This is a genomic window from Xanthomonas sp. NCPPB 901 (assembly GCF_056725085.1).
In genome coordinates, this window is the sequence record NZ_CM161511.1 from 3,980,237 (window position 1) to 3,999,503 (window position 19,267).

A 19,267-nucleotide genomic window follows, 5' to 3' on the forward strand; every position below is an offset into this window, starting at 1 on the left:
GAATATGCCGTTCGGCATACCGGAGACGCGCCCGTGCACAGCCCCTCCAATGCAGGCCAGTGGCGTGAGTCACTGCGCCGCGACGCCGCCGACGCCGCGCGCTGGCAGGCCGTGGCCGCCGCCGCCGCGGCGCTGCGCGAGGCCGGCGATGCCGCGCGGGCCACCGCCCACGCGCTCGCACCCGCCAGCGCCCTGGTCGCGGCCCCGCACGCCGCGGTGCTGGCCTTGCGCGGCGGCCGCTGCCTGGTGCTGGCCAGCCAGGGCGACGCCTTGCCGCCGGGCGCCAGCGTCGCCATCGAGGCGCCCGCCCACGCCTGGCGCCTGCGCGGCACGACCGCCACCGCGGCAGGCGAACTGTGCCTGCCGATCGCCACGCTGGGCGTGCCGCTGGGCACGCTGTGCCTGGGCTGGGACGACGTCCGCACCGTGCCGGCGCCGGAGGACGTGCAGGCCCTGTCCGCGATCGCCGCGCTGCTGGCGCCGCTGGCGGCCGAACCGCCGCGTGCGCCGCGGCGGCGCAGACCGGCGCAGGTCGACCGCCTGGCCGTGCTCAGCGCGCGCGAGCGGCAGGTGCTGGCGCTGTTGTCGCGCGGGCTCACCAATGCCGCGCTCGGCGCCGAACTTGGCATCAGCGCCGGCACCGCCAAGGTCCACGTCGAGCGCATCCTGCACAAGCTGCAGGTGGCCGACCGCACCCAGGCCGCGGTGGTCGCGGTGCAGGCGGGGGTGGCGCTGTGAGGGCGCTGGCGCGGCGCTGGAACGACTGGCCGCTGACCCGCAAGAGTCTGGCGCTGGTGGCGCTGCCGCTGTTGCTGCTGGTGGCGGCGCTGGTGGCGATCTACAGCGTCGAACGGCAGAACATCGCCGCCGAGAACGACGTGCGCCGCACCCTGCAGTTGCTCAGCGACCTGCATGAAGCGCATGCGCTGCTGGCCGAGACCGCCGCCGGCGTGCGCGGCTACCGGCTGGTGCGCCAGGACGCCTTCCTGACCCCGTACCGCGACGCCGAGCCGCGGCTCAAGACCGTGGTGCAACGCCTGTCGCGACGCATCACCGACCCGCGACAGGCACAGCGTTTCGCCCGCATCCAGCCGCTGTTCGAGGAGAAGATGCAGGGCTGGCGACGGCTGCTGGCGCCGGACCTGAGCCGCGAGGAAGAAATCCGCCAGTTGCGCGAGGGCAAGGTCACCCTCGACATCCTGCGCGCGGAACTGCGCGAACTGCGCAACTACGAGACCGCGCAACTGCAGGTGCGTACCGCCAAGGCGCAGGCACTGCGCCAGCGCAATCTGCTGATCACCCTGTGCGCGGCGATGCTGGGCGGACTCGGCGCCGTGCTCGCGGTGGCCTGGTTCGCCTCGTCGCTGTCGCGGCGCCTGCGCCAGCTCTCGGCCAACGCCGATCGCCTCGGCGACGGCCGGCCACTGGCGCCGCAGCCGCCGGCCGGCGACGAACTGGGCCAGGTCGCGCAACGCCTGCAGCAGGCCAGCACCCTGCTTGCCGCGCGCGCCGAGGAAGCGCAGTCGGCGCGCCGCGAGGCCGAGAGCGCCAACCGCGCCAAGACCGAATTCCTCTCGCGCAGCAGCCACGAACTGCGCACCCCGCTCAACGCCATCCTCGGCTATGCGCAGGTGCTGGAGATGGACCTGCCGGGCGCGGCGCAGCGCGATCACCTGCAGCACATCCTCGGCGCCGGCCGGCACCTGCTGGGGCTGATCACCGAACTGCTGGACATCGCCCGCATCGAGGCCGACCAGCTCGACCTGAGCCCGCGCCCGGTGCCGGTGCGCAGCGCGCTGGAGGAGGCGCTGGGCCTGGTCGCGCCGGAAGCGCAGGCGCGCGGCATCGTGCTGCGGCCCCCGCAGGTGCCGCCGGAGTGGACCGTGCGCGCCGATCCGCAGCGGCTGCGCCAGGTGCTGATCAACCTGTTGTCCAACGCGATCAAGTTCAACCGCCCGGGTGGCGCGGTGTGGGTGAGTGCCGTGCCCGAAGGCCAATCCCTGGCGCTGGCCGTGCACGACCAGGGCCATGGCCTGACGCCGGCGCAGGTGGAACGATTGTTCACGCCGTTCGAGCGGCTCGGCGCCGAGCGCTCGGCGATCGAGGGCACCGGCCTGGGCCTGGCGCTGAGCAAGCGCCTGACCGAGGCGATGGGCGGACGCATCGCCGTGGACAGCGGCCCGGACGGATCGCGGTTCACCATCGCGCTGCCGCTGGACCGCCCACAGGCAGCGGCACTGCCAGACACGGCCGTGGCGACGACAACGGTGGGCGGGGGACATCGCCAGTTGCTGAGCGTGGAGGACAACCCCTCCAACCAGGCGCTGATCCGCACCCTGGTCGAACGCCGCCCGCACTGGCGGTTGCACGAGGCCGCCAGCATGGCCCAGGCGCACGCGCATCTGCAGCACGCCACGCCCGACCTGATCCTGCTCGACCTGCACCTGAGCGACGGCAACGGCGAGGAGCTGCTGCAGGCGCTGCGCGCGCAGCCGCATACCGCCGCGATCCCGGTGGTGGTGATCAGCGCCGATGCCACCGCGACCACGCTGGCCCGGGTGCAGGGCGAGCCCGTGCGCGCCTACCTGACCAAGCCGCTGGACGTGGCCGACTTCTTCTCCGTTCTGGACCGACACCTCGCATGACCCGCAACGATGTCCTCGCCGCGCGCATCCTGATCGTCGACGACGAACCCGCCAACGTCCGCCTGCTGGAGGAACTGCTGCAGCGCGAAGGCTTCCGCCAGGTGGTGGCGACCACCGACCCGCAGCGGGTGTTGGGCCTGGTCGCCGCATTCGCGCCGGACCTGATCCTGCTCGACCTGATGATGCCGGAGCTGGACGGCTACGCGATCCTGGAGCAACTGGCGCGCCTGGCCGGCCCGTCCAGCTTCCTGCCGGTGATCGTGCTCACCGCCGACCCCAGCCGCAGCGCCCGCCACCGCGCCCTCGGCCTGGGCGCCAAGGACTTCCTGACCAAGCCGCTGGACACCTTCGAGGTGGCCCTGCGGGTCTGGAACGTGGCCGAGACCGTGGTGCTGTTCAAGCGCCTGCGCGCCCTGGCCGTGGCGGATGCCGTGCCGCCTGGGTGGTTGAGGGCCGGGATTGGGGATTAGGGATTGGGGATTGGCAAAAGCGGAGCGCTGCCGTTGCGAATCCCCAATCCCGACTCCCCAATCCCGGCCCCCAAGCTACATCGCCCGCGTCACCTGCCCGCCCAGGCCCAATGCCATCAGCACTTCCTGGGCCTTTTCCAGCAGTTCGTCGGCCACGCAGACCTGGACCACACCGAACGGCAGTTCGCCGGCGCCGCCGAGCAGGGCCTCGCCGAACACGAAGGCGGTGATGCCGGCGTCCTCCAGCGCGTGCTTGGCCAGGTGCGCATCGATCAGGTGCTGGGCGCGGTAGGCGATCTGCATGGTCGCGCCCCTCAGCCGTGAGCCGCGGACCCAGGCATGACCTGGGACGAGGGCAGGCAACACAGGCCCGCACACGGGCACGTCAATTGAGAAGGACGCATGACGCAAAGGGCAAGACGGAACGCCTGCATCCGGGCTTCTCTTGGGTGAATTGCTCCGCAGCCTACGCGCCAGGACGGCCGCCGACCAGTCCGGCCAAGCTAAAGCAGCGCTTTACTTACTATAAACTTGCGCTTTACTTAGTCTCCGACGCGCGCATGTCCGACACCCCCGCCACCGACGCCTCCGCCCCGGCCGAGAAGAAAGACTTCATCCGCCAGATCGTCCGCGAGGACCTGGCCAGCGGCAAGCACACGGCCATCCGCACCCGCTTCCCGCCCGAGCCCAACGGCTATCTGCACATCGGCCACGCCAAGGCGATCTGCCTGGACTTCGGCATCGCCGCCGAGTTCGCCGGGCGCTGCAACCTGCGCTTCGACGACACCAACCCGGCCAAGGAAGACCCCGAGTTCGTCGCCGCGATCCAGGACGACGTGCGCTGGCTGGGCTTCGACTGGGCCGAGCTGCGCCACGCCTCGGACTATTTCGAGGTGTACTACCTGGCCGCCGAGAAGCTGATCCGCGACGGCCACGCCTTCGTCTGCGACCTCTCCGCCGAGCAGGTGCGCGAGTACCGCGGCACCCTCACCGAACCGGGCCGCGACTCGCCGTACCGCACCCGCAGCGTCGAGGAGAACCTGGACCTGTTCCGGCGCATGCGCGCCGGCGAGTTCCCGGACGGCGCGCGCACCCTGCGCGCCAAGATCGACATGAGCAGCGGCAACATCAACCTGCGCGACCCGGCGCTGTACCGGATCAAGCACGTCGAGCACCAGAACACCGGCAACGCCTGGCCGATCTACCCGATGTACGACTTCGCGCATTCGCTGGGCGATGCCGTGGAAGGCATCACCCACTCGCTGTGCACGCTGGAGTTCGAGGACCACCGCCCGCTGTACGACTGGTGCGTGGACAAGGTCGACCTCGCCGGCCACCCGGAGCTGCTGCAGCCGCTGCTGGACAAGGGCCTGCCGCGCGAGGCGGCCAAGCCGCGGCAGATCGAGTTCTCGCGGCTCAACATCAACTACACGGTGATGAGCAAGCGCAAGCTGACCCAGCTCGTCGCCGAAGGCCTGGTCGACGGCTGGGACGATCCGCGCATGTACACCCTGCAGGGCCTGCGCCGCCGCGGCTACACGCCGGCCGCGCTGCGCCTGCTGGTCGACCGCGTCGGCATCAGCAAGCAGAACTCGGTGATCGACTTCTCGGTGCTGGAAGGCTGCCTGCGCGAAGACCTGGACGCGCACGCCGCGCGGCGCATGGCGGTGATCGAGCCGCTGAAGCTGGTGCTGAGCAATTTGCCGGAAGGCCACAGCGAGACCCTGACCTTCTCCAACCATCCCAAGGACGAGAGCTTCGGCACGCGCGAGGTGCCGTTCTCGCGCGAGCTGTGGATCGAACGCGAGGACTTCGCCGAAGTCCCGCCCAAGGGTTGGAAGCGCCTGGTCCCGGGCGGCGAAGTGCGCCTGCGCGGCGCCGGCATCGCCCGCGTCGACGAGGTGATCAAGAACGCGGCCGGCGAGATCGTGGAACTGCGCGGCTGGCTCGACCCGGAATCGCGCCCGGGCATGGAAGGCGCCAACCGCAAGGTCAAGGGCACCATCCACTGGGTCAGCGCCGCGCACGCGGTGGAGGCGGAGATCCGCCTCTACGACCGCCTGTTCTCGGTGGAGAAGCCCGACGACGAGTCCGACGGCAAGACCTACCGCGACCACCTCAATCCCGCCTCCAAGCGCAGCGTGCGCGGCTACGTCGAACCCGCCGCCGCGCAGGCCGCGCCGGAGCAGGCGTTCCAGTTCGAGCGCACCGGCTATTTCGTCGCCGACCGCTACGACCATCGCGCCGACGCGCCGGTGTTCAACCGCAGCGTGACCCTGCGCGACACCTGGAGCGGCGGCCAGGGCGGCGCCTGAGCCAGGGAGGGTGCAAAAGCCGGGACTCGGGACTCGGGACTCGGGATTCTCAGCGAGTGCTGGACGGTTGCAATTGCACTGTGGGAGGGGCTTCAGCCCCGACGGGCTTTCCCGATAAGTCGCGTTGGGGCTGAAGCCCTTCCCACAAACAACAGCCACTGTTTTCATCGGATCGTTTGACAGCGATCTGGCTCCGGACACCATGCTGACGTCCGGGGACCCGCCCCAGCTCCCAATCCCGGCGCTTCCCTCCGCCGCCACCCGCGCGCTAGCGTAGCGGGCATGTCGACCGCCCCCACCCTGAGCCTGCGCAGCTACGGCCGCGACGGTACCGCCCATCAGCATGACCACGTGCAATTGGTGCTGCCGCTGCACGGCACGCTGGAACTGGAAGTGGACGGCCGCGGCGCCTATCTGGACCGGTACCGCGCCGCCGTGGTCGCGCCGCAGACCCGGCATGCGCAGTGCGCGCTGGACGCCAACCGCTTCCTGATCGTCGATTGCGCCAGCGATGCCTTCGGCGACGCGGCGCTGGAGCGTCTGCGGCAACAGCCCTTCCTCGATCTGCCGCCACCGTTGCAGGCGCTGCTCGCCGCCCGGACGCCGCATCCAGACCTCGCTATCGCCCATGCCCGGGCCGGTGCCGCCGTGCTGGCCTGGCTGCAGGCGGGCACCGCGCCCCGCGGCTGGCAGCGGCTGCAGACGCTGTGCCGCCGCATCGAAGCCGCGCCCGGCCAGGACTGGCCGGTGCGACGCATGGCGCAACTGGCGCACCTGAGCCCGAGCCGCCTGCACGCGCTGTTCCGCGCCACGCTGGGACGCACGCCGCAGGACTGGGTGGCGGCGCGGCGGTTGGACTGGGTCCGCCGGCAGCTGGCGCACGGCACCCGGCCGATCGCCGCCCTGGCCCAGGACAGCGGCTATGCCGACCAGAGCGCGCTGACCCGCGCACTGAAGCGCGCCACCGGGCAGACCCCGGCCGCCTACCGCCGGCGCGCCAGGACAGGAGTCTGGGACAAGCCGGCCGGCGCCGACAGCGGCATGCTGGGCAGACACGGCTGATACGGCCGCCACGGAAGCGAAACGCAATGCGCGAACGGCTATGGGCAGGGGTCGGCAGCGGCATCGCCGCGGGCGCGCTGTGGGGCCTGGTGTTCCTGGTACCGCAGCTGCTGAGCGCATTTTCCCCGTTGCAACTGGCCGTCTCCCGCTACCTGGCCTATGGCGCCATCGCGGCGGTGGTGCTGCTGCCGCGCTGGCGCGCCGCGACCGCGCCGCTGGGCGCGGCCGAGTGGTGGGCGCTGCTGCGCCTGAGTCTGCTCGGCAACATCGTCTACTACGTGCTGCTGGGCTGCGCGGTGCAGTGGGCCGGCAGCGCCGCCACCGCGCTGATCATCGGCTTGCTGCCGGCAACGGTCACCGTGATCGGCTCGCGCGCGGCCGGCGCGGTCCGCTTGCGCCGGCTCGCCGCGCCCTGTGCGCTGTGCGTGCTCGGGGTGGCGCTGGTCGCGGTGCAGACCCTGGCCGTCGCGCGGCCGCACATTCCCGCTAGCCTCGGCCTGCGCGCGGCGGGACTGGCCTGCGCGATCGGCGCGCTGGCGTGCTGGACCGCCTACTCGATCAAGAACGCGCGCTGGCTGCGGCGGCGCCCGGACCTGTCCGGACGCGACTGGTCGCTGCTCACCGGCGTGGTCACCGGTGCGCTGGCCCTGGCGCTGGCGTTGCCGGCCTTCGCCGTGGCCGGCACGGCCCATGCCGGTGCCGACTGGGTGCGCTTCTGGAGCATGGCGCTGGTGCTGGCGCTGTTCGCCTCGGTGATCGGCAACGCCTGCTGGAACCACGCCAGCCGGCTGCTGCCGCTGACCCTGGTCGGGCAGATGATCGTGTTCGAGACCGTGTTCGCGCTGCTGTACGGCTTCCTGTGGGAACAGCGTTGGCCGAGCGTGCTGGAGCTGCTGGCGATCGCCTGCCTGCTCGGCGGCGTGCTGTGGTGCACCCTGGTGCATGCACGGCCGCAGCCGCCCGCACAGGAAGCCAAGCCTGGTTAAGCGGCGCTGCCTAGACTTTGCGCAGGTCCTCCACGGGAATCGCGCCATGCCTACCGTCCTGCGCCGTTGCTGCCCCGCCCTCGTCCTGGCTGCCGCACTGGCCGGCTGCAGCTCCTCCACCGCTCCATCCGGCACAGCGGCGGATTCGGCCGCCAGCGCCAGCGCGCCTGCGGCGACCGGCAAGTGCGACGCCGTCCCCGACCACGCCTACGACCTGCCGGCCGGGCGCTTCGACGAAACCGCCCAGCAGTTGGCCCATGCCACCGGCTGCATGGTCGTGTACCGCGATCCCGGCCTGGCATCGCTGCACGTCAATGCAGTGAAGGGGCAGGTCAGCATCCGCCAGGCGCTGCATCAGGCGCTGGACGGCACCGCACTGCGGATCGCGCAGGAAAACGCGGACACGCTGACCGTCGTGCGCCGCTGACCCGGCGGCGGCGCGGTGGATTGCTACCATGACCGCAATCCACCGCACGGAAGGTTGCCATGCCCCGCCATTTCGCGTCGCTGCTGTGTTCCCTGTGCCTGCTCGCCGGCATGCTGCTGTCCAGCGCCTGCGCACGTAGCGAAACCGCCAAGCCGGCGGTGCCGGCCCCGGCCCCGACGGCATCCGCATCGGGCCTGCCGGTCAAGGTCGACAGCAGTTGCCGCACCGACGCCGATTGCACGGTCAAGAACGTCGGCAACTGCTGCGGCGCGATGCCGGCCTGCGTCAACCGCGACAGCCCCACCGACCCGCAAGGGGTGATGGCGCAGTGCCAGGCCAGCGGGCGCATGAGCGTATGCGGCTCGCCCGCCATCGCCGGCTGCGCCTGCGTGTCCGGGCAATGCAGCGCGCGCCCCGCCCAAGCCGATACACTGCGCGCGCCCCTGCCTGCCGAACCCGTCCGCTGATGCTCTACGCGCAAGTCCACCTCACCCTGCCCGCCTGGATCCACGAGACGATCGATCCGCAGGCCGTCTACGCCAGCGACGCCGACAAGGTGGCGCTGGCCATCGCGCTGTCGCGACTGAATGTCGAGCACGGCAGTGGCGGCCCGTTCGGGGCGGCGGTGTTCGACGGCGACCGCATCGTCGCGGTCGGCGTCAACCGCGTGGTGCCGCACAACACCTCGCTGGCCCATGCCGAGAACATGGCCTACATGCTGGCCCAGCAGCGGACGCAGAGCTTCCGCCTCAACGCGGCCCTGCCCGGCCCGGTCGCGCTGGCCACCTCGGCCCAGCCCTGTTGCCAGTGCTTCGGCGCCACCGTGTGGGCCGGCATCGACCGGCTGCTGATCGGCGCCCGCGCCGAGGATGTCGAATCGCTGACCGATTTCGACGAAGGCCCGCTGCCGGCCGACTGGGTCGGCGAACTCAACAAGCGCGGCATCGCCGTCGTGCGCGACCTGCACCGCGACGACGCGCGCGCGGTACTCGCCCACTACGGCCAGCACGGCCCGCAGTACTGAAGGCCCCCGCTTCGATGCACGCGACCACGACGCCCGCCGTCCTCACCCCGAACGTGACGATCCGGCGCCTGGCCCTTGCCGATGCCTCCGCACTGAAGGCCTGCCGTCTGGCCGGGTTGCAGGAAGCGCCCGAGGCCTTCATGACGACCGCTGCCGAGGTCGAGGCGACGCCGCTGGCGCAGTTCGAAGCCGAGCTGGCCGATACCGACATCCACTATGCCGGCGCGTTCGATGGCGAGCGGCTGGTGGGCTTCGTGCGCAGCGTGCGTTTCTTGCGACGCGCGCGGCGCCACGTGGCCGAAGTGCGCAGCGTGGTGGTGATGGCGTCGCATCGCCGGCAGGGCATCGCCGGCCGCCTGCTCTCGCAGCTGATCGAACAGGCGCACGGCAGCGGTATCGAAGCCTTGCTGCTGACCGTGATCGCCGACAATCTGCCGGCCCGCCGCCTGTACGAGATGGCCGGCTTCAGCGTCTACGGGATCGAGCCGCTCGCAATCCGCCGCGACGGCCGATACCACGATCAGATCCTCATGCGCCTGGCATTGCAGGCGCCGGGCCGATGAGTACCCACGCACCAGCCGTGTCGCGCCGCCTTGCAGAGCGGAGGCGCCCATGAAGAGCGCCGGCCTGCTGTGCTATTGCCGCCAGGGCTTCGAGCCGGAGCTGGCGGCCGAACTGACCCAGCGCGCGGCCGACGCCGGGCTGGCCGGCTATGCCCGCACCCAGCGCAACCAGGGCTACGCGGTGTTCGCCTGCGAGGACCCGCAGCTGGCCGCGGCGCTGCCTTGGCGCACGCTGGTGTTCGCCCGCCAGACGCTGGCGCTGATCGCCGAGTTGCCCGGGCTGGATCCGGCCGATCGCATCGCGCCGATGCTGGAGGCGCTGCAGGGTCTGCCCAGGCTCGGCGATGTGTGGGTGGAGCATCCGGATTCGGACACGGCCAAGCCGCTGGCCGGGCTGGCGCGCAGTTTCGGCAACGCGCTGCGCCCGGCGCTGCGCAAGGCCGGCCTGCTCACGCCCAAGGAAGACCCGCGACTGCCGCGCCTGCACGTGCTGTTCGTCGCTGGCGATCATGCGTTGCTGGGCCTGGCCCAGCCCGACGATGCCGCGCCCTGGCCGCTGGGCATCCCGCGCCTGCGCCTGCTGCCCGAGGCGCCCTCGCGTTCGGCCCTGAAACTGGAGGAAGCGCTGCTGGCGCTGCTGACCCCGCACGAGCGCGAGACGCTGCTGCGCCCGGGCATGCGCGCCGCCGACCTCGGTGCCGCCCCCGGCGGCTGGACCTGGGTGCTGACCCGCCAGCACCTGCACGTCACCAGCGTGGACAACGGCCCGCTGCGCCAGCACGTGCTCGACAGCGGCCTGGTCACCCACCTGCGCGCCGACGGCTTCCACTGGAAGCCTGCTCAACCGCTGGATTGGATGGTCTGCGACATGGTCGAGCAACCGCGCCGCGTCGCCGAGCGGATGGCCACCTGGTTCCGCGAGGGCTGGTGCCGGCACGCGATCTTCAATCTGAAGCTGCCGATGAAGAAGCGCTGGGACGAGACCCGGCTGTGCCTGGACCTGTTCGCCGAACGCGCCGAGCGCCCGCTGCAACTGCGCGCCAAGCAGCTCTACCACGACCGCGAAGAGATCACCGTGCTGGCGATACCGGGCTGAACGGCCGCACGCACACCTCCGGTCTTTCCGGTTTTCGGTAGGAACGGCTTCAGCCGCGACGGCTTTCCTGGGAATGCCTGTGGCGGCTGAAGCCGCTCCTACGCGCAGCACATTGCCACCGCCCGCTACAGCACGATCCGCGCCCCATCCGCGCGCGCCGAGCGCTGGATCGCCTCGACGATGCGGATGTCGCGTAGGCCTTCCTCGCCGGGTACGCGCAGCGGCGTGCCCTGCAGGATCGCCAGCGCGTCCTCGTCCATCTGCAGCGCCTGCTGGTGCCGCACCAGCGCGTCGAACAGGCGGCCATCGCTGGCCCGGCCGCGCACACCGTCGTAGGCCTGGAACGGCGCCAGTTCGTACCAGCCGTTCGCGCACTCGGCACGCAGCAGGTTCATGGTGCGACCGAAACTGGCCGCGCAGGTGGCGATCACCTCGTGCGGGAACTCCAGGGTGAAGTGCATGTGCTCGTCGACCTCGTCGAACAGCGCCGGCCGATCCGTGGAACGCCGCGCGCTGACCGCCAGCGGCTCGGCGCCGATCGTGTAGCGCGCCGCGTTGAGCGGATACACGCCCATGTCGTACATCGCGCCGCCGCCGTACTGCGCGCGCAGCCGCCATGGCCGCTGCGCCGGGTCGGTGTCGCCGTAGCCGTAGCCGGCGTATCCCGCCTCCGCGCGCACGCTGCGCATCGCGCCGAACGGGCGTTCGCCGGCCAGGGCGATGAGGCGCCGGGTGTTGGGCTCGTGCTGCATGCGGTAGCCGATGCTCAGCCGCACCTTGTTGCGCGCGCAGGCGGCGATCATCGCCCGCGCCTGCTCGGCGTGCGGCGCCATCGGCTTCTCGCACCACACGTGCTTGCCGGCGGCCGCGGCGCGCAGGCTCAGCGGCGCGTGCAGGTGCGGCGGCGTGACCACGTAGACCACGTCGATGTCCGGGTTGTCGGCGATGCGCTCCAGGTCGTCGTAGCTGTAGACGTTGCGATCCGGGATGCGATAGCGCGCCTGCCACTGCGGGATCTTCTGCGGCGAGCCGGTGACGATGCCGGCCAGGCGGCAGTGCTTGGTCAGGGTGAGGCCCGGGGCCAGCCGATCGCTGGCGTACTGGCCCAGCCCGACCAGGGCCACGCCCAGCGGCTTGCGGCGCCGTGCCGGCACGGCGGCCCAGGCGGGCGATCCCAACAGGCCGGCGGCACCGGCGGACAGGCCGGCCAGCAACAGGCGACGGCGATTCGGCGAGGACGGCTTCATGCGCAACTCCGACCGGAAGGGTTCCCCACCCTAACCGCTCGCGCGGCATCGGCACTGTGAGCGCTATCGCGCGATGCGCCGGGGCCTCTGGCACACTGCCGCCTCCCCCGCCGTCCGGACACCCGATGCGCTGCCGCCCCTTGCTCGCCGCCCTCGCCCTGCTGCTGGCCTCCCCGGCCGGCGCGCAGGACGCCCTGTTCCGCGCCCGCGACCTGGTCGGCGACGGCGTGTTCACCGACAAGATCGAAGGTCCTGCGACCGGCCCCGATGGCGCGCTGTACGTGGTCAATTTCGCCCACGACGGCAGCATCGGCCGGGTCCAGCGCGATGCCGACGGCCACGCACAGGCGAGCCTGTTCGTGGATCTTCCTGACGGCAGCATCGGCAACGGCATCCGCTTCGACCGCCGCGGGCGCATGTACGTGGCCGACTATGGCCGGCACCGCATCCTGCGCATCGCGTTGCCGAGCAAGCGCATCGAGGTCTATGCCACGCTGCCGGGCGCGTTCCAGCCCAACGACATCGCGATGGCGCCGGACGGCACCCTGTATGCCAGCGACCCGGACTGGAAGCACAACGGCGGCCAGCTGTGGCGCATCGACCGCGACCGCAGCGCGCATCTGATCGAGACCGGCATGGGCACCACCAACGGCATCGAGGTTAGTCCCGACGGCAAGCGCCTGTACGTCAACGAGAGCGTGCAGCGGCGAATCTGGGTCTACGACCGTGCCGCCGACGGCAGCCTGTCGCACAAGCGGCTGTTCGCCAGCTTCGCCGACGCCGGCCTGGACGGCATGCGCTGCGACGTCGACGGCAACCTGTACGTGGCCCGCTACGACGCCGGCAAGGTGATCGTGCTGGCGCCCGACGGCACGCTGCTGCACGAGGTCGCGACCAAGGGCCGCAAGCCCACCAACCTGGCCTTCGGCGGCGCCGACGGACGCGATGTCGACGTGACCCTGCAGGACCGCGGCGCGATCGAAACCTTCCGCAGCGACCGCCCCGGACGCGAGCACGGACGCTGATGGGATGCGTATCGCAGCGGCGTCTCAGTCCGCGCAATGGCCGCCTGGCATCCTGGCTGCACTGACTGGAGGGGCGCGCACATGCAGCCGATCGAACTGAACAACCCGGCCGGCTTCGCCGACGAATTTCTGCGCCTGACCCTGCTGCAGGGCTTCCAGTCGCTGACCAAGCGCGACCTGGAACTGCTGATCTTCGTGTTGCTGGAACGCGATGGCGCGATCTCGCGCAGCGATTCCAACAACGCGGTGGCGATGCGCCTGCGGGTGACCCCGGCCAAGGTCAAGGGCCTGCGCCGCGACGGCTATGCGCGCTGGCGCGCGCTGGTGCCGGAGGACAACGAGGCGGCGCTGCAGCGCATCGTCGCTACCGTGCTCACCGAGGACAACCTGCGCGCTGGGGCCAAGCACGTCAGCGAGCGCAGCAAGAAGGACGGCTTCCTGGCGATCCGCATCGAACACCCCGACGACCAGCAGCGCTTCGAACAGGCCATCGTCGAGGTCGGCGCCATGCCCGTGTACGAGCGCAACCGCGACGTGATGGCGGTGCGCTTCGACACGCTGCTGAAGATCGCCGAGCGCTGGGGCTACCTGCAGCCGGAGCCGGAGAAGGTGGCGCAGGCACTGCAGACGCTGGCGCCCACCGCCGAAGAGGTCGCCGATCTGTTGAAGAAGGACGTGAGCAAGCTACGCTGGGAGGACGTGCGCCGCGCGCTCAACAGCCTCGGCGCCAAGGCCGTCGCCAGCACCGCCGAGGGCGGGCTGAAGGGCCTGTTGAAGCTCGCGTTTCCGTTCATCCCCGGCTGAGCGCCGGGGCCGCCTTCCATCGCCGTTCCGGAGTTTCGTCGTGTCCATGCCCTGCCGTTCCCTTGCCCTGCTCTGCTGCCTGTGCGCCTGCGCCGCGCCGGCCGCGGCGCAGAACCTCACCGCCACCTCCAGCGCCACGACCGAACCGCTGCACGATGCGCCGGTCAACGTGCGCGCGCAGCCGCTCAGCAGCGGTGTGGTCACCCACCAGGTGCAGTTGCCGGTGACGCCCGGCGAAGCGCCGGTGACCGTGCGCAGCATCCAGCCCGACCGCGTCGCCGGCAGCTACCGCATCGACTTCGAGGCCTTGGACACCGACCACGACGGCTACATCAGCCGCAGCGAAGCGCAGGCCAACCCGTCGCTGGCCGACGAGTTCGATGCGTTGGACACCTCCCGCAGCGGCCGCCTCAGCCGCGCGCAGCTGGCCGGCTGGCTGTAGGGCCTCTCTCGTCACGCCCGGACACGTTCTGTAGGAGCGGCTTCAGCCGCGACGGGGGCGTCACCGGTAAACCCGTCGCGGCTGAAGCCGCTCCTACGAGGCAAGCTGCATCCGGCTTGCGTGCCGCGGGAGCAGGTGATGCGACGTGCGCTGTATCGCGCCGACATGCGGCCGGCACCGCCATGGCCGGCACCGGGGCAGCGTCGGCCGCGTTGGGGGGCGTAGTGGAAACGCTTGCTAAACGGCGCCGGCGCAGACGTGCGCAAGCCCGATTTTTTAGCGTCGATTAATTCGATCGGGCCTATGTTCTTGACTCCTTCCCAGCAACAGGAGTCGTGCCATGAACCGCATCGTTCCTCGTCTCGTCCCGTTCGCGTTCGCGCTGCTTGCCGCGCCGGCGCTGGCCATGGCGCAGGCGGCGCCGGACGAAGTGACCCTGCACCAGAACGGCCAGATCATCAACGTCACCTCGGTCGAACCGAACTCGATCGTCGGCGACTACCACATCGATTTCGCCAAGCTCGACCGCAACCATGACGGCTACATCAGCCGCGCCGAGGCCAAGGCCGATCCGACCCTGTACGCCGAGTTCGACGCCGTCGACGTGCATCACCACGGCCGCCTGAGCAAGGCCGATCTGCAAGGCTGGATGGCGACGTGACGCGTCACCCGCACCGCTGCATCCGCGCCCTTTCCACCACACGCGCCGCCTGCGGCCTTCCCGCCGCAGGCGGCGCAGCTGTTTTCTGAAACCGCAACAGCGCAAACACCGGCAACACGGCAGCCAACGCGTCGCGCAACCGCTCGAGTGCAACTGCGGCCACCAGCGCCGCTGCATCCCGCGTCACGCAGACCCAACGCCCTTCCTCGCCCGCCGCGCTGACGACCTTTACAGCGTCCCGTGCTGCAACGGCGCATCCCGCACCCCGCCCCAGGGATCGTCCAGCAGATAGCACGCCATGACCGGCGCCGCTGCCGGCACCAGGGTGAGCCGGTAATACACCTCGTCGCCTTCGCAGACTTCGTAATACAGTGCGTAGTCGCCGGGCTGCAGCGCCAGCGTCACATCGAAGGCCTCGGCGGCCGACGCCACCTGCACCTGCGCCCCCGGGTCCACCCGGAACGGCACCCGCATGCGCCGCTGCGCACTCGGATCGGACGCGAATGCGGCGCTCAGCAGCAGATGCACCTGCGCGCCGAACGCGTCCTCGGGCAACGGGTCGAACACCACGTACTCGCGGTGCAGGATCGCCCCCTGCTGCAGGTTGCGCGGCCCCCAGCGGCAGGCGGCGGCGTCGAAGGCGCGGGCGCGCAGTTGCACCTGGCTGTGCGAAATCAGCAGATCCACGGTCTGCGTCTGTACTGCGGCCTGCATCGTCGTCCTCCATCGCAGGGACGCGGCCTGTGGGCGGCGCGCTGCTCGGCGCGCGCATCGGATCCTGCGGCCGCCGCGTCCGGCCGGAACGTGCGCTCACACCCCGGAAGCGCGCTTCCAGAAGCCGTGCATCAGCAGCGGCAACTTGCCGGCCAGCCCCAGCAGCGGGCCGCGCAGCAGGGTCAGGTGCAGATCGTCGTTGGAGAACAGCCGGTTGATCGCGTCGAAGCCATAGGCGGCGACGGTGTTGTCGCTGCGGCGGCCGCGCGCCCAGCGCGCCAGCCGCTGCGGCGCCGCCCAGTCGACCCGCTGCGCCTGCGCCTGCCGCACCAGCGCCGCCAGCGCGGCGACGTCGCGCAGGCCGAGGTTGACGCCCTGCCCGGCCAGCGGATGCACCACGTGCGCGGCGTCGCCCAGCACCAGCAGGCGGCCGCGCTGGTACGCCTCCACCAGCTGCCGGCGCAGCGGGAAGCCGAGCCGTGGCGACAGCGCGCGCACCGCGCCCAGGCGCGCGCCGAAGGCCTGGGTCAGTTCGGCGCCGAACGCCGCGTCGTCCAGCGCCAGCACCCGCGCCGCCTCGGCCTCGGGCAGGGTCCACACGATCGAGCTGCGGCCGTCGGCGAACGGCAGGAACGCCAGCGGGCCGCCCGGCAGGAAACGCTGCCAGGCGGTGTCCTGGTGCGGCTGTTCGGTCTGCACGAAGGCGACCACGCCGCGCTGGCCGTAGTCGTGCGCCGGCGCGTCCAGCCCGGCCAGGCCGCGCAGGGTGGAATCGGCGCCGTCGGCGGCGATCGCCAGGCGCGCGTCCAGGCGGCTGCCGTCGTCCAGGCGCAGGCGCGCGCGCTCGGCCGAGGGCTCCAACGCCTCCACCCGCGCCGGGCAATGCACCTGCACGCCGGCCGCCGGCAGCGCCGCCCACAACTGCTCGACCAACAGGGTGTGTTCGACGATCCAGCCGAGCTGGTCGCGGCCCAGGGTGTCGGCGTCGAAGGCCAGCTCGCCGCCGCCGCCGGCATCCCACACGCGCATGCGCCGGTAGGCGCTGGCGCGCTGCGCCAGCACCTGCGGCCACACGCCCAGGCCCTGCAGCAGGGCCGCGTTGTCGGGGGCGAAGGCGTACACGCGCAGGTCCGGCGTGTCCGCCGACCAGCGCGGCGGCTCGCGGCCCTCGACCAGGGCCACCGCCAGGCCTTCGCCGGCCAGGGCCAGCGCGCAGGCCGCGCCAACCACGCCGCCGCCCACCACCACCACGTCCAGCACACCGCGCCGGCTCATGCGCGCGCCTCCCGGCACAGCTGCGGCACGTCGCCGCGGAACCCCATCGCGCCGCCGACCAGGAACGACTGCAGCGGCGCGGCCTGCGCCGCCGCCAGCAGGCCCAGGCTGCGCAGCGGGCGCAGCAGCGGGGTGGGATTGGCGGTCAAGCGCGCCAGCCCGCCGGAGAACGCCACCGTGCGCTGGCGATCCTGTTCGCGGCGCTGCGCGTACTGCTGCAGCAACGCCGGCGCGCCCGGGTCGGTGCCGTCGCGCTCGATCAGCTCGGCCAGGGTCAGCGCATCGCGCAGGCCCAGGTTGAAGCCCTGCGCGCCCAGCGGGTGCAGGGTCTGCGCGGCATTGCCCAGCAGCACCGCGCGCGCATCGGTGAGGCGCTCGGCCAGCACCTGCGCGATCGGGTAGGCGCTGCGCTCGCCGCTGCCCAGCAGGCGGCCGACGCGCCAGCCCAGCGCGTCCTGCAGGCGTTGCAGCCAGGCGCCCTCGTCGAGCGCGGCCACCGCCGCGGCGTCTTCGGCGGCGACCGCATGGATCGCGCCGTAATGGCGGTCGCCGCGCGGCAACAAGGCGGTCGGGCCGTCGTCGCGGAAGCGCTCGTAGGCGGTCCCGTCGGGCTGGCGGCTGCCGCGCACCCGCGCCACGAACAGGGTCTGCTGGAAATCGTGGCGCGCCGCGGCGATGCCCAGGGCCTCGCGCACCGCGCTGGCGCTACCGTCGGCCCCGACCAGCAGGCGTGTGTGCAGGACCTGCTCGCTGCCCTCGCGCACGATCCGCAGCCGACGCACGCCGTCCTCGGTGTCGGCGTCCAGCGCCACGAACTGCGCCGGGCGGTAGCGGGTGAGCCGCAGCGTCGCCGCCAGGCTGGCCTCCAGCGCCTCGCCGAAGTCGCGTGCGACCACCACCTGGCCGAAGGCCTCGCGTCCGTAGTCGGCGGCCTCCAGCCGCACGCGGCCGAAATCCCCGGCGCGGCTGACGTGGATGCGGCGGATCGGGCCGGTCGGTGCGCGCAGTCGCTGCATCACCCCCAGCGCGCCCAGCGCGTTGACCGTGGCGGCGGCGAAACTGAGGTTGCGCTGGTCGAACACCGGCGGCAACGCGCCCGGCGGCGCGGCCTCGACCAGGCCCACGTCCACCCCCAGCCGGTCCAGGGCGATGGCCAGGCTGGCGCCGACCAGGCCGCCGCCGACGATCACTACGTCATGTCGTTTACTCATCCGGCCATGATACGACCCGCACCCGTCTGGCCGGTGAGCGCCGCCGCCCGCCTTGCGCCGCGCCGCCGGGTCCCGGCAGGTGGCGCTCGCGCGCGCCGCGCTTCCAGTAGAATCCGGGGTCTTACGTGCCCCGGTGCCCGCCGCCATGACGCCTTCCGTCCACCGCCTCCCCGCCCTGCTGCTGTTGACCGCGCTGCTGGCCGCGACCCGCATCAACCACTTCGGGGCGATCCCGGACGCCTCGTGGGCGGTGTTCTTCGTCGGCGGCTTCTACCTGCGCAGCTGGACCCGCTGGGCGTTCCCGCTGCTGATGGCGCTGGCGGTGCTGATCGACTACCTGGTGATCCGCGGCCAGGGCCTGGATTTCTGGCAGCACTATTGCGTGTCGCCGGCCTACTGGTGCCTGATCCCGGCCTACTTCGTGCTGTGGGCCGGCGGTGCCTGGCTGGCGCGGCGCTACCGCGGCGCCGACTGGCGCGCGCTGGGCCTGGCCGCGGCCAGCCTGCTGGTGTCGGTGGCGCTGTGCCACCTGCTGGCGCAGGGCAGCTTCTACTGGGTCAGCCGCAGCGTGCCCAACCCGACCCTGGCCGGCTGGTGGCAGAACTACAGCGATTGGCTGCTGCCGTATCTGGGCAGCGCCAGCCTGTACGTGGCGCTGGCCGCGGCGATCCAGGTCGGCGTCGAGCAACTGGCGCGGCTGGGCCAGCGCGGCCAGCCGGTCGGCCACTGATCGGGATGGGCAACCGCCTCTCCAAGATCTACACCCGCACCGGCGACGACGGCAGCACCGGCCTGGGCGACGGCAACCGGGTCGGCAAGGACTCGGCGCGGGTCGCCGCCTACGGCACGGTGGACGAGGCCAACTCGGCGATCGGCGTGGTCCTGGCCTGCCCGCTGGCCGAGGACGTGCAGCAGCTGCTGACCGCGATCCAGCACCAGTTGTTCGACCTCGGCGGCGAACTGTGCATCCCCGGCCATGCCGCGATCCATGCCGCCGACATCGATGCGCTGGAACGGCACCTGGACCGCTACAACGACACCCTGCCGCCGCTGCAGGACTTCATCCTGCCCGCCGGCGGCGAGGCCGCGGCGCGCTGCCACCTGGCCCGCACCATCGTGCGCCGCGCCGAACGCGAGACGGTGGCGCTGTCGCGCCAGGACGCCGTGCGCCCGGAAGCGGTTCGCTACCTCAACCGGCTCTCGGACCTGCTGTTCGTGCTGGCGCGGGTGCTGGCGCGGGCCGACGGCCACGGCGAAGTGCTGTGGCGCCACGACCGGCGCCAGGCCTGAGCGACGCCCG

At 71.8% G+C, this 19,267-nt stretch carries 22 protein-coding genes; 17 read left to right on the forward strand and 5 right to left on the reverse strand.

Annotated elements, in window-relative coordinates; translation table 11 throughout:
• Positions 1–33 precede the first annotated feature (33 nt).
• The 3 genes from AC1PME_RS16875 to AC1PME_RS16885 are packed head-to-tail and all read left to right on the forward strand — an operon-like array spanning position 34 to position 3,115.
• Entirely contained in the window at positions 34–738 is a 705-nt protein-coding gene (locus tag AC1PME_RS16875; protein ID WP_481096478.1) for a helix-turn-helix transcriptional regulator, read from the forward strand.
• Complete coding sequence (locus AC1PME_RS16880) at positions 735–2,645, forward strand: hybrid sensor histidine kinase/response regulator (RefSeq protein ID WP_481096479.1); 1,911 nt, start codon at positions 735–737, stop codon at positions 2,643–2,645. Before AC1PME_RS16875 ends, AC1PME_RS16880 begins: the two co-directional genes overlap by 4 nt.
• A complete protein-coding gene (locus AC1PME_RS16885) occupies positions 2,642–3,115 on the forward strand; it encodes a response regulator (RefSeq protein ID WP_481096480.1) in 474 nt (157 codons plus the stop codon). The genes AC1PME_RS16880 and AC1PME_RS16885 overlap by 4 nt, the downstream gene beginning before the upstream one ends.
• A 75-nt stretch (positions 3,116–3,190) precedes the next feature.
• Here AC1PME_RS16885 and AC1PME_RS16890 read toward each other — a convergent pair whose 3' ends face one another.
• Positions 3,191–3,418: a putative signal transducing protein gene (locus AC1PME_RS16890; RefSeq protein ID WP_017915895.1), complete on the reverse strand. Its 228-nt coding sequence runs from the start codon at positions 3,416–3,418 to the stop codon at positions 3,191–3,193.
• A gap of 257 nt (positions 3,419–3,675) precedes the next feature.
• On the opposite strand from AC1PME_RS16890, the gene AC1PME_RS16895 reads away from it, so the two are divergent.
• The 8 genes from AC1PME_RS16895 (at position 3,676) to rlmM (ending at position 10,588) form a co-directional block, all read left to right on the forward strand.
• A complete protein-coding gene (locus tag AC1PME_RS16895; RefSeq protein ID WP_481096481.1) occupies positions 3,676–5,430 on the forward strand; it encodes a glutamine--tRNA ligase/YqeY domain fusion protein in 1,755 nt (584 codons plus the stop codon).
• 282 nt (positions 5,431–5,712) lie between these two features.
• Positions 5,713–6,492 (forward strand): helix-turn-helix transcriptional regulator, encoded by a 780-nt coding sequence (locus tag AC1PME_RS16900; RefSeq protein WP_481096482.1) that lies wholly within the window; start codon positions 5,713–5,715, stop codon positions 6,490–6,492.
• Positions 6,493–6,518: 26 nt separating this feature from the next.
• Positions 6,519–7,478 carry a DMT family transporter gene (locus tag AC1PME_RS16905; protein WP_481096483.1) on the forward strand — a complete coding sequence of 320 codons (960 nt, stop codon included), beginning with the start codon at positions 6,519–6,521 and terminating at the stop codon, positions 7,476–7,478.
• 46 nt (positions 7,479–7,524) lie between these two features.
• Positions 7,525–7,905: an STN domain-containing protein gene (locus tag AC1PME_RS16910; RefSeq protein ID WP_254459018.1), complete on the forward strand. Its 381-nt coding sequence runs from the start codon at positions 7,525–7,527 to the stop codon at positions 7,903–7,905.
• Positions 7,906–7,964: 59 nt separating this feature from the next.
• Positions 7,965–8,372: a hypothetical protein gene (locus AC1PME_RS16915; RefSeq protein ID WP_481096484.1), complete on the forward strand. Its 408-nt coding sequence runs from the start codon at positions 7,965–7,967 to the stop codon at positions 8,370–8,372.
• The gene (locus AC1PME_RS16920; protein WP_481096485.1) at positions 8,372–8,929 is read left to right on the forward strand and encodes a nucleoside deaminase; all 558 of its coding nucleotides are present in this window, start codon (positions 8,372–8,374) and stop codon (positions 8,927–8,929) included. Before AC1PME_RS16915 ends, AC1PME_RS16920 begins: the two co-directional genes overlap by 1 nt.
• A gap of 14 nt (positions 8,930–8,943) precedes the next feature.
• On the forward strand, positions 8,944–9,492 hold the full coding sequence (locus AC1PME_RS16925; RefSeq protein WP_481096486.1) for an N-acetyltransferase family protein: 549 nt from the start codon (positions 8,944–8,946) through the stop codon (positions 9,490–9,492).
• Between the two features lie 49 nt (positions 9,493–9,541).
• Positions 9,542–10,588, forward strand: a complete 1,047-nt coding sequence (gene rlmM / locus AC1PME_RS16930) for a 23S rRNA (cytidine(2498)-2'-O)-methyltransferase RlmM (RefSeq protein ID WP_254459022.1) — start codon at positions 9,542–9,544, stop codon at positions 10,586–10,588.
• A 125-nt stretch (positions 10,589–10,713) separates the two neighbouring features.
• On the opposite strand, the gene AC1PME_RS16935 is transcribed toward rlmM, so the two are convergent.
• Positions 10,714–11,835 (reverse strand): Gfo/Idh/MocA family protein, encoded by a 1,122-nt coding sequence (locus AC1PME_RS16935; RefSeq protein ID WP_481096487.1) that lies wholly within the window; start codon positions 11,833–11,835, stop codon positions 10,714–10,716.
• A 125-nt stretch (positions 11,836–11,960) separates the two neighbouring features.
• Between AC1PME_RS16935 and AC1PME_RS16940 the strand changes: the two genes are divergently transcribed.
• From AC1PME_RS16940 to AC1PME_RS16955, 4 genes are all read left to right on the forward strand, one after another.
• Positions 11,961–12,860, forward strand: a complete 900-nt coding sequence (locus AC1PME_RS16940; protein WP_481096488.1) for an SMP-30/gluconolactonase/LRE family protein — start codon at positions 11,961–11,963, stop codon at positions 12,858–12,860.
• Positions 12,861–12,941: 81 nt separating this feature from the next.
• A complete protein-coding gene (locus tag AC1PME_RS16945) occupies positions 12,942–13,664 on the forward strand; it encodes a hypothetical protein (protein ID WP_481096489.1) in 723 nt (240 codons plus the stop codon).
• 46 nt (positions 13,665–13,710) lie between these two features.
• Entirely contained in the window at positions 13,711–14,106 is a 396-nt protein-coding gene (locus AC1PME_RS16950) for an EF-hand domain-containing protein (protein WP_481098136.1), read from the forward strand.
• Positions 14,107–14,446: 340 nt separating this feature from the next.
• Positions 14,447–14,767, forward strand: a complete 321-nt coding sequence (locus AC1PME_RS16955) for an EF-hand domain-containing protein (protein ID WP_254459027.1) — start codon at positions 14,447–14,449, stop codon at positions 14,765–14,767.
• A gap of 228 nt (positions 14,768–14,995) precedes the next feature.
• On the opposite strand, the gene comJ is transcribed toward AC1PME_RS16955, so the two are convergent.
• The 3 genes from comJ to ubiH form a co-directional block, all read right to left on the reverse strand.
• The gene (gene comJ / locus AC1PME_RS16960; protein ID WP_481096490.1) at positions 14,996–15,481 is read right to left on the reverse strand and encodes a competence protein ComJ; all 486 of its coding nucleotides are present in this window, start codon (positions 15,479–15,481) and stop codon (positions 14,996–14,998) included.
• A 96-nt stretch (positions 15,482–15,577) separates the two neighbouring features.
• Complete coding sequence (locus tag AC1PME_RS16965) at positions 15,578–16,756, reverse strand: UbiH/UbiF family hydroxylase (RefSeq protein WP_481096491.1); 1,179 nt, start codon at positions 16,754–16,756, stop codon at positions 15,578–15,580.
• A complete protein-coding gene (ubiH, locus tag AC1PME_RS16970; protein WP_481096492.1) occupies positions 16,753–17,967 on the reverse strand; it encodes a 2-octaprenyl-6-methoxyphenyl hydroxylase in 1,215 nt (404 codons plus the stop codon). Before ubiH ends, AC1PME_RS16965 begins: the two co-directional genes overlap by 4 nt.
• 145 nt (positions 17,968–18,112) lie before the next feature.
• On the opposite strand from ubiH, the gene AC1PME_RS16975 reads away from it, so the two are divergent.
• Positions 18,113–18,697: a hypothetical protein gene (locus AC1PME_RS16975; protein ID WP_481096493.1), complete on the forward strand. Its 585-nt coding sequence runs from the start codon at positions 18,113–18,115 to the stop codon at positions 18,695–18,697.
• Positions 18,698–18,702: 5 nt separating this feature from the next.
• Positions 18,703–19,257 (forward strand): cob(I)yrinic acid a,c-diamide adenosyltransferase, encoded by a 555-nt coding sequence (locus AC1PME_RS16980; RefSeq protein ID WP_254459032.1) that lies wholly within the window; start codon positions 18,703–18,705, stop codon positions 19,255–19,257.
• Positions 19,258–19,267: the final 10 nt, after the last annotated feature.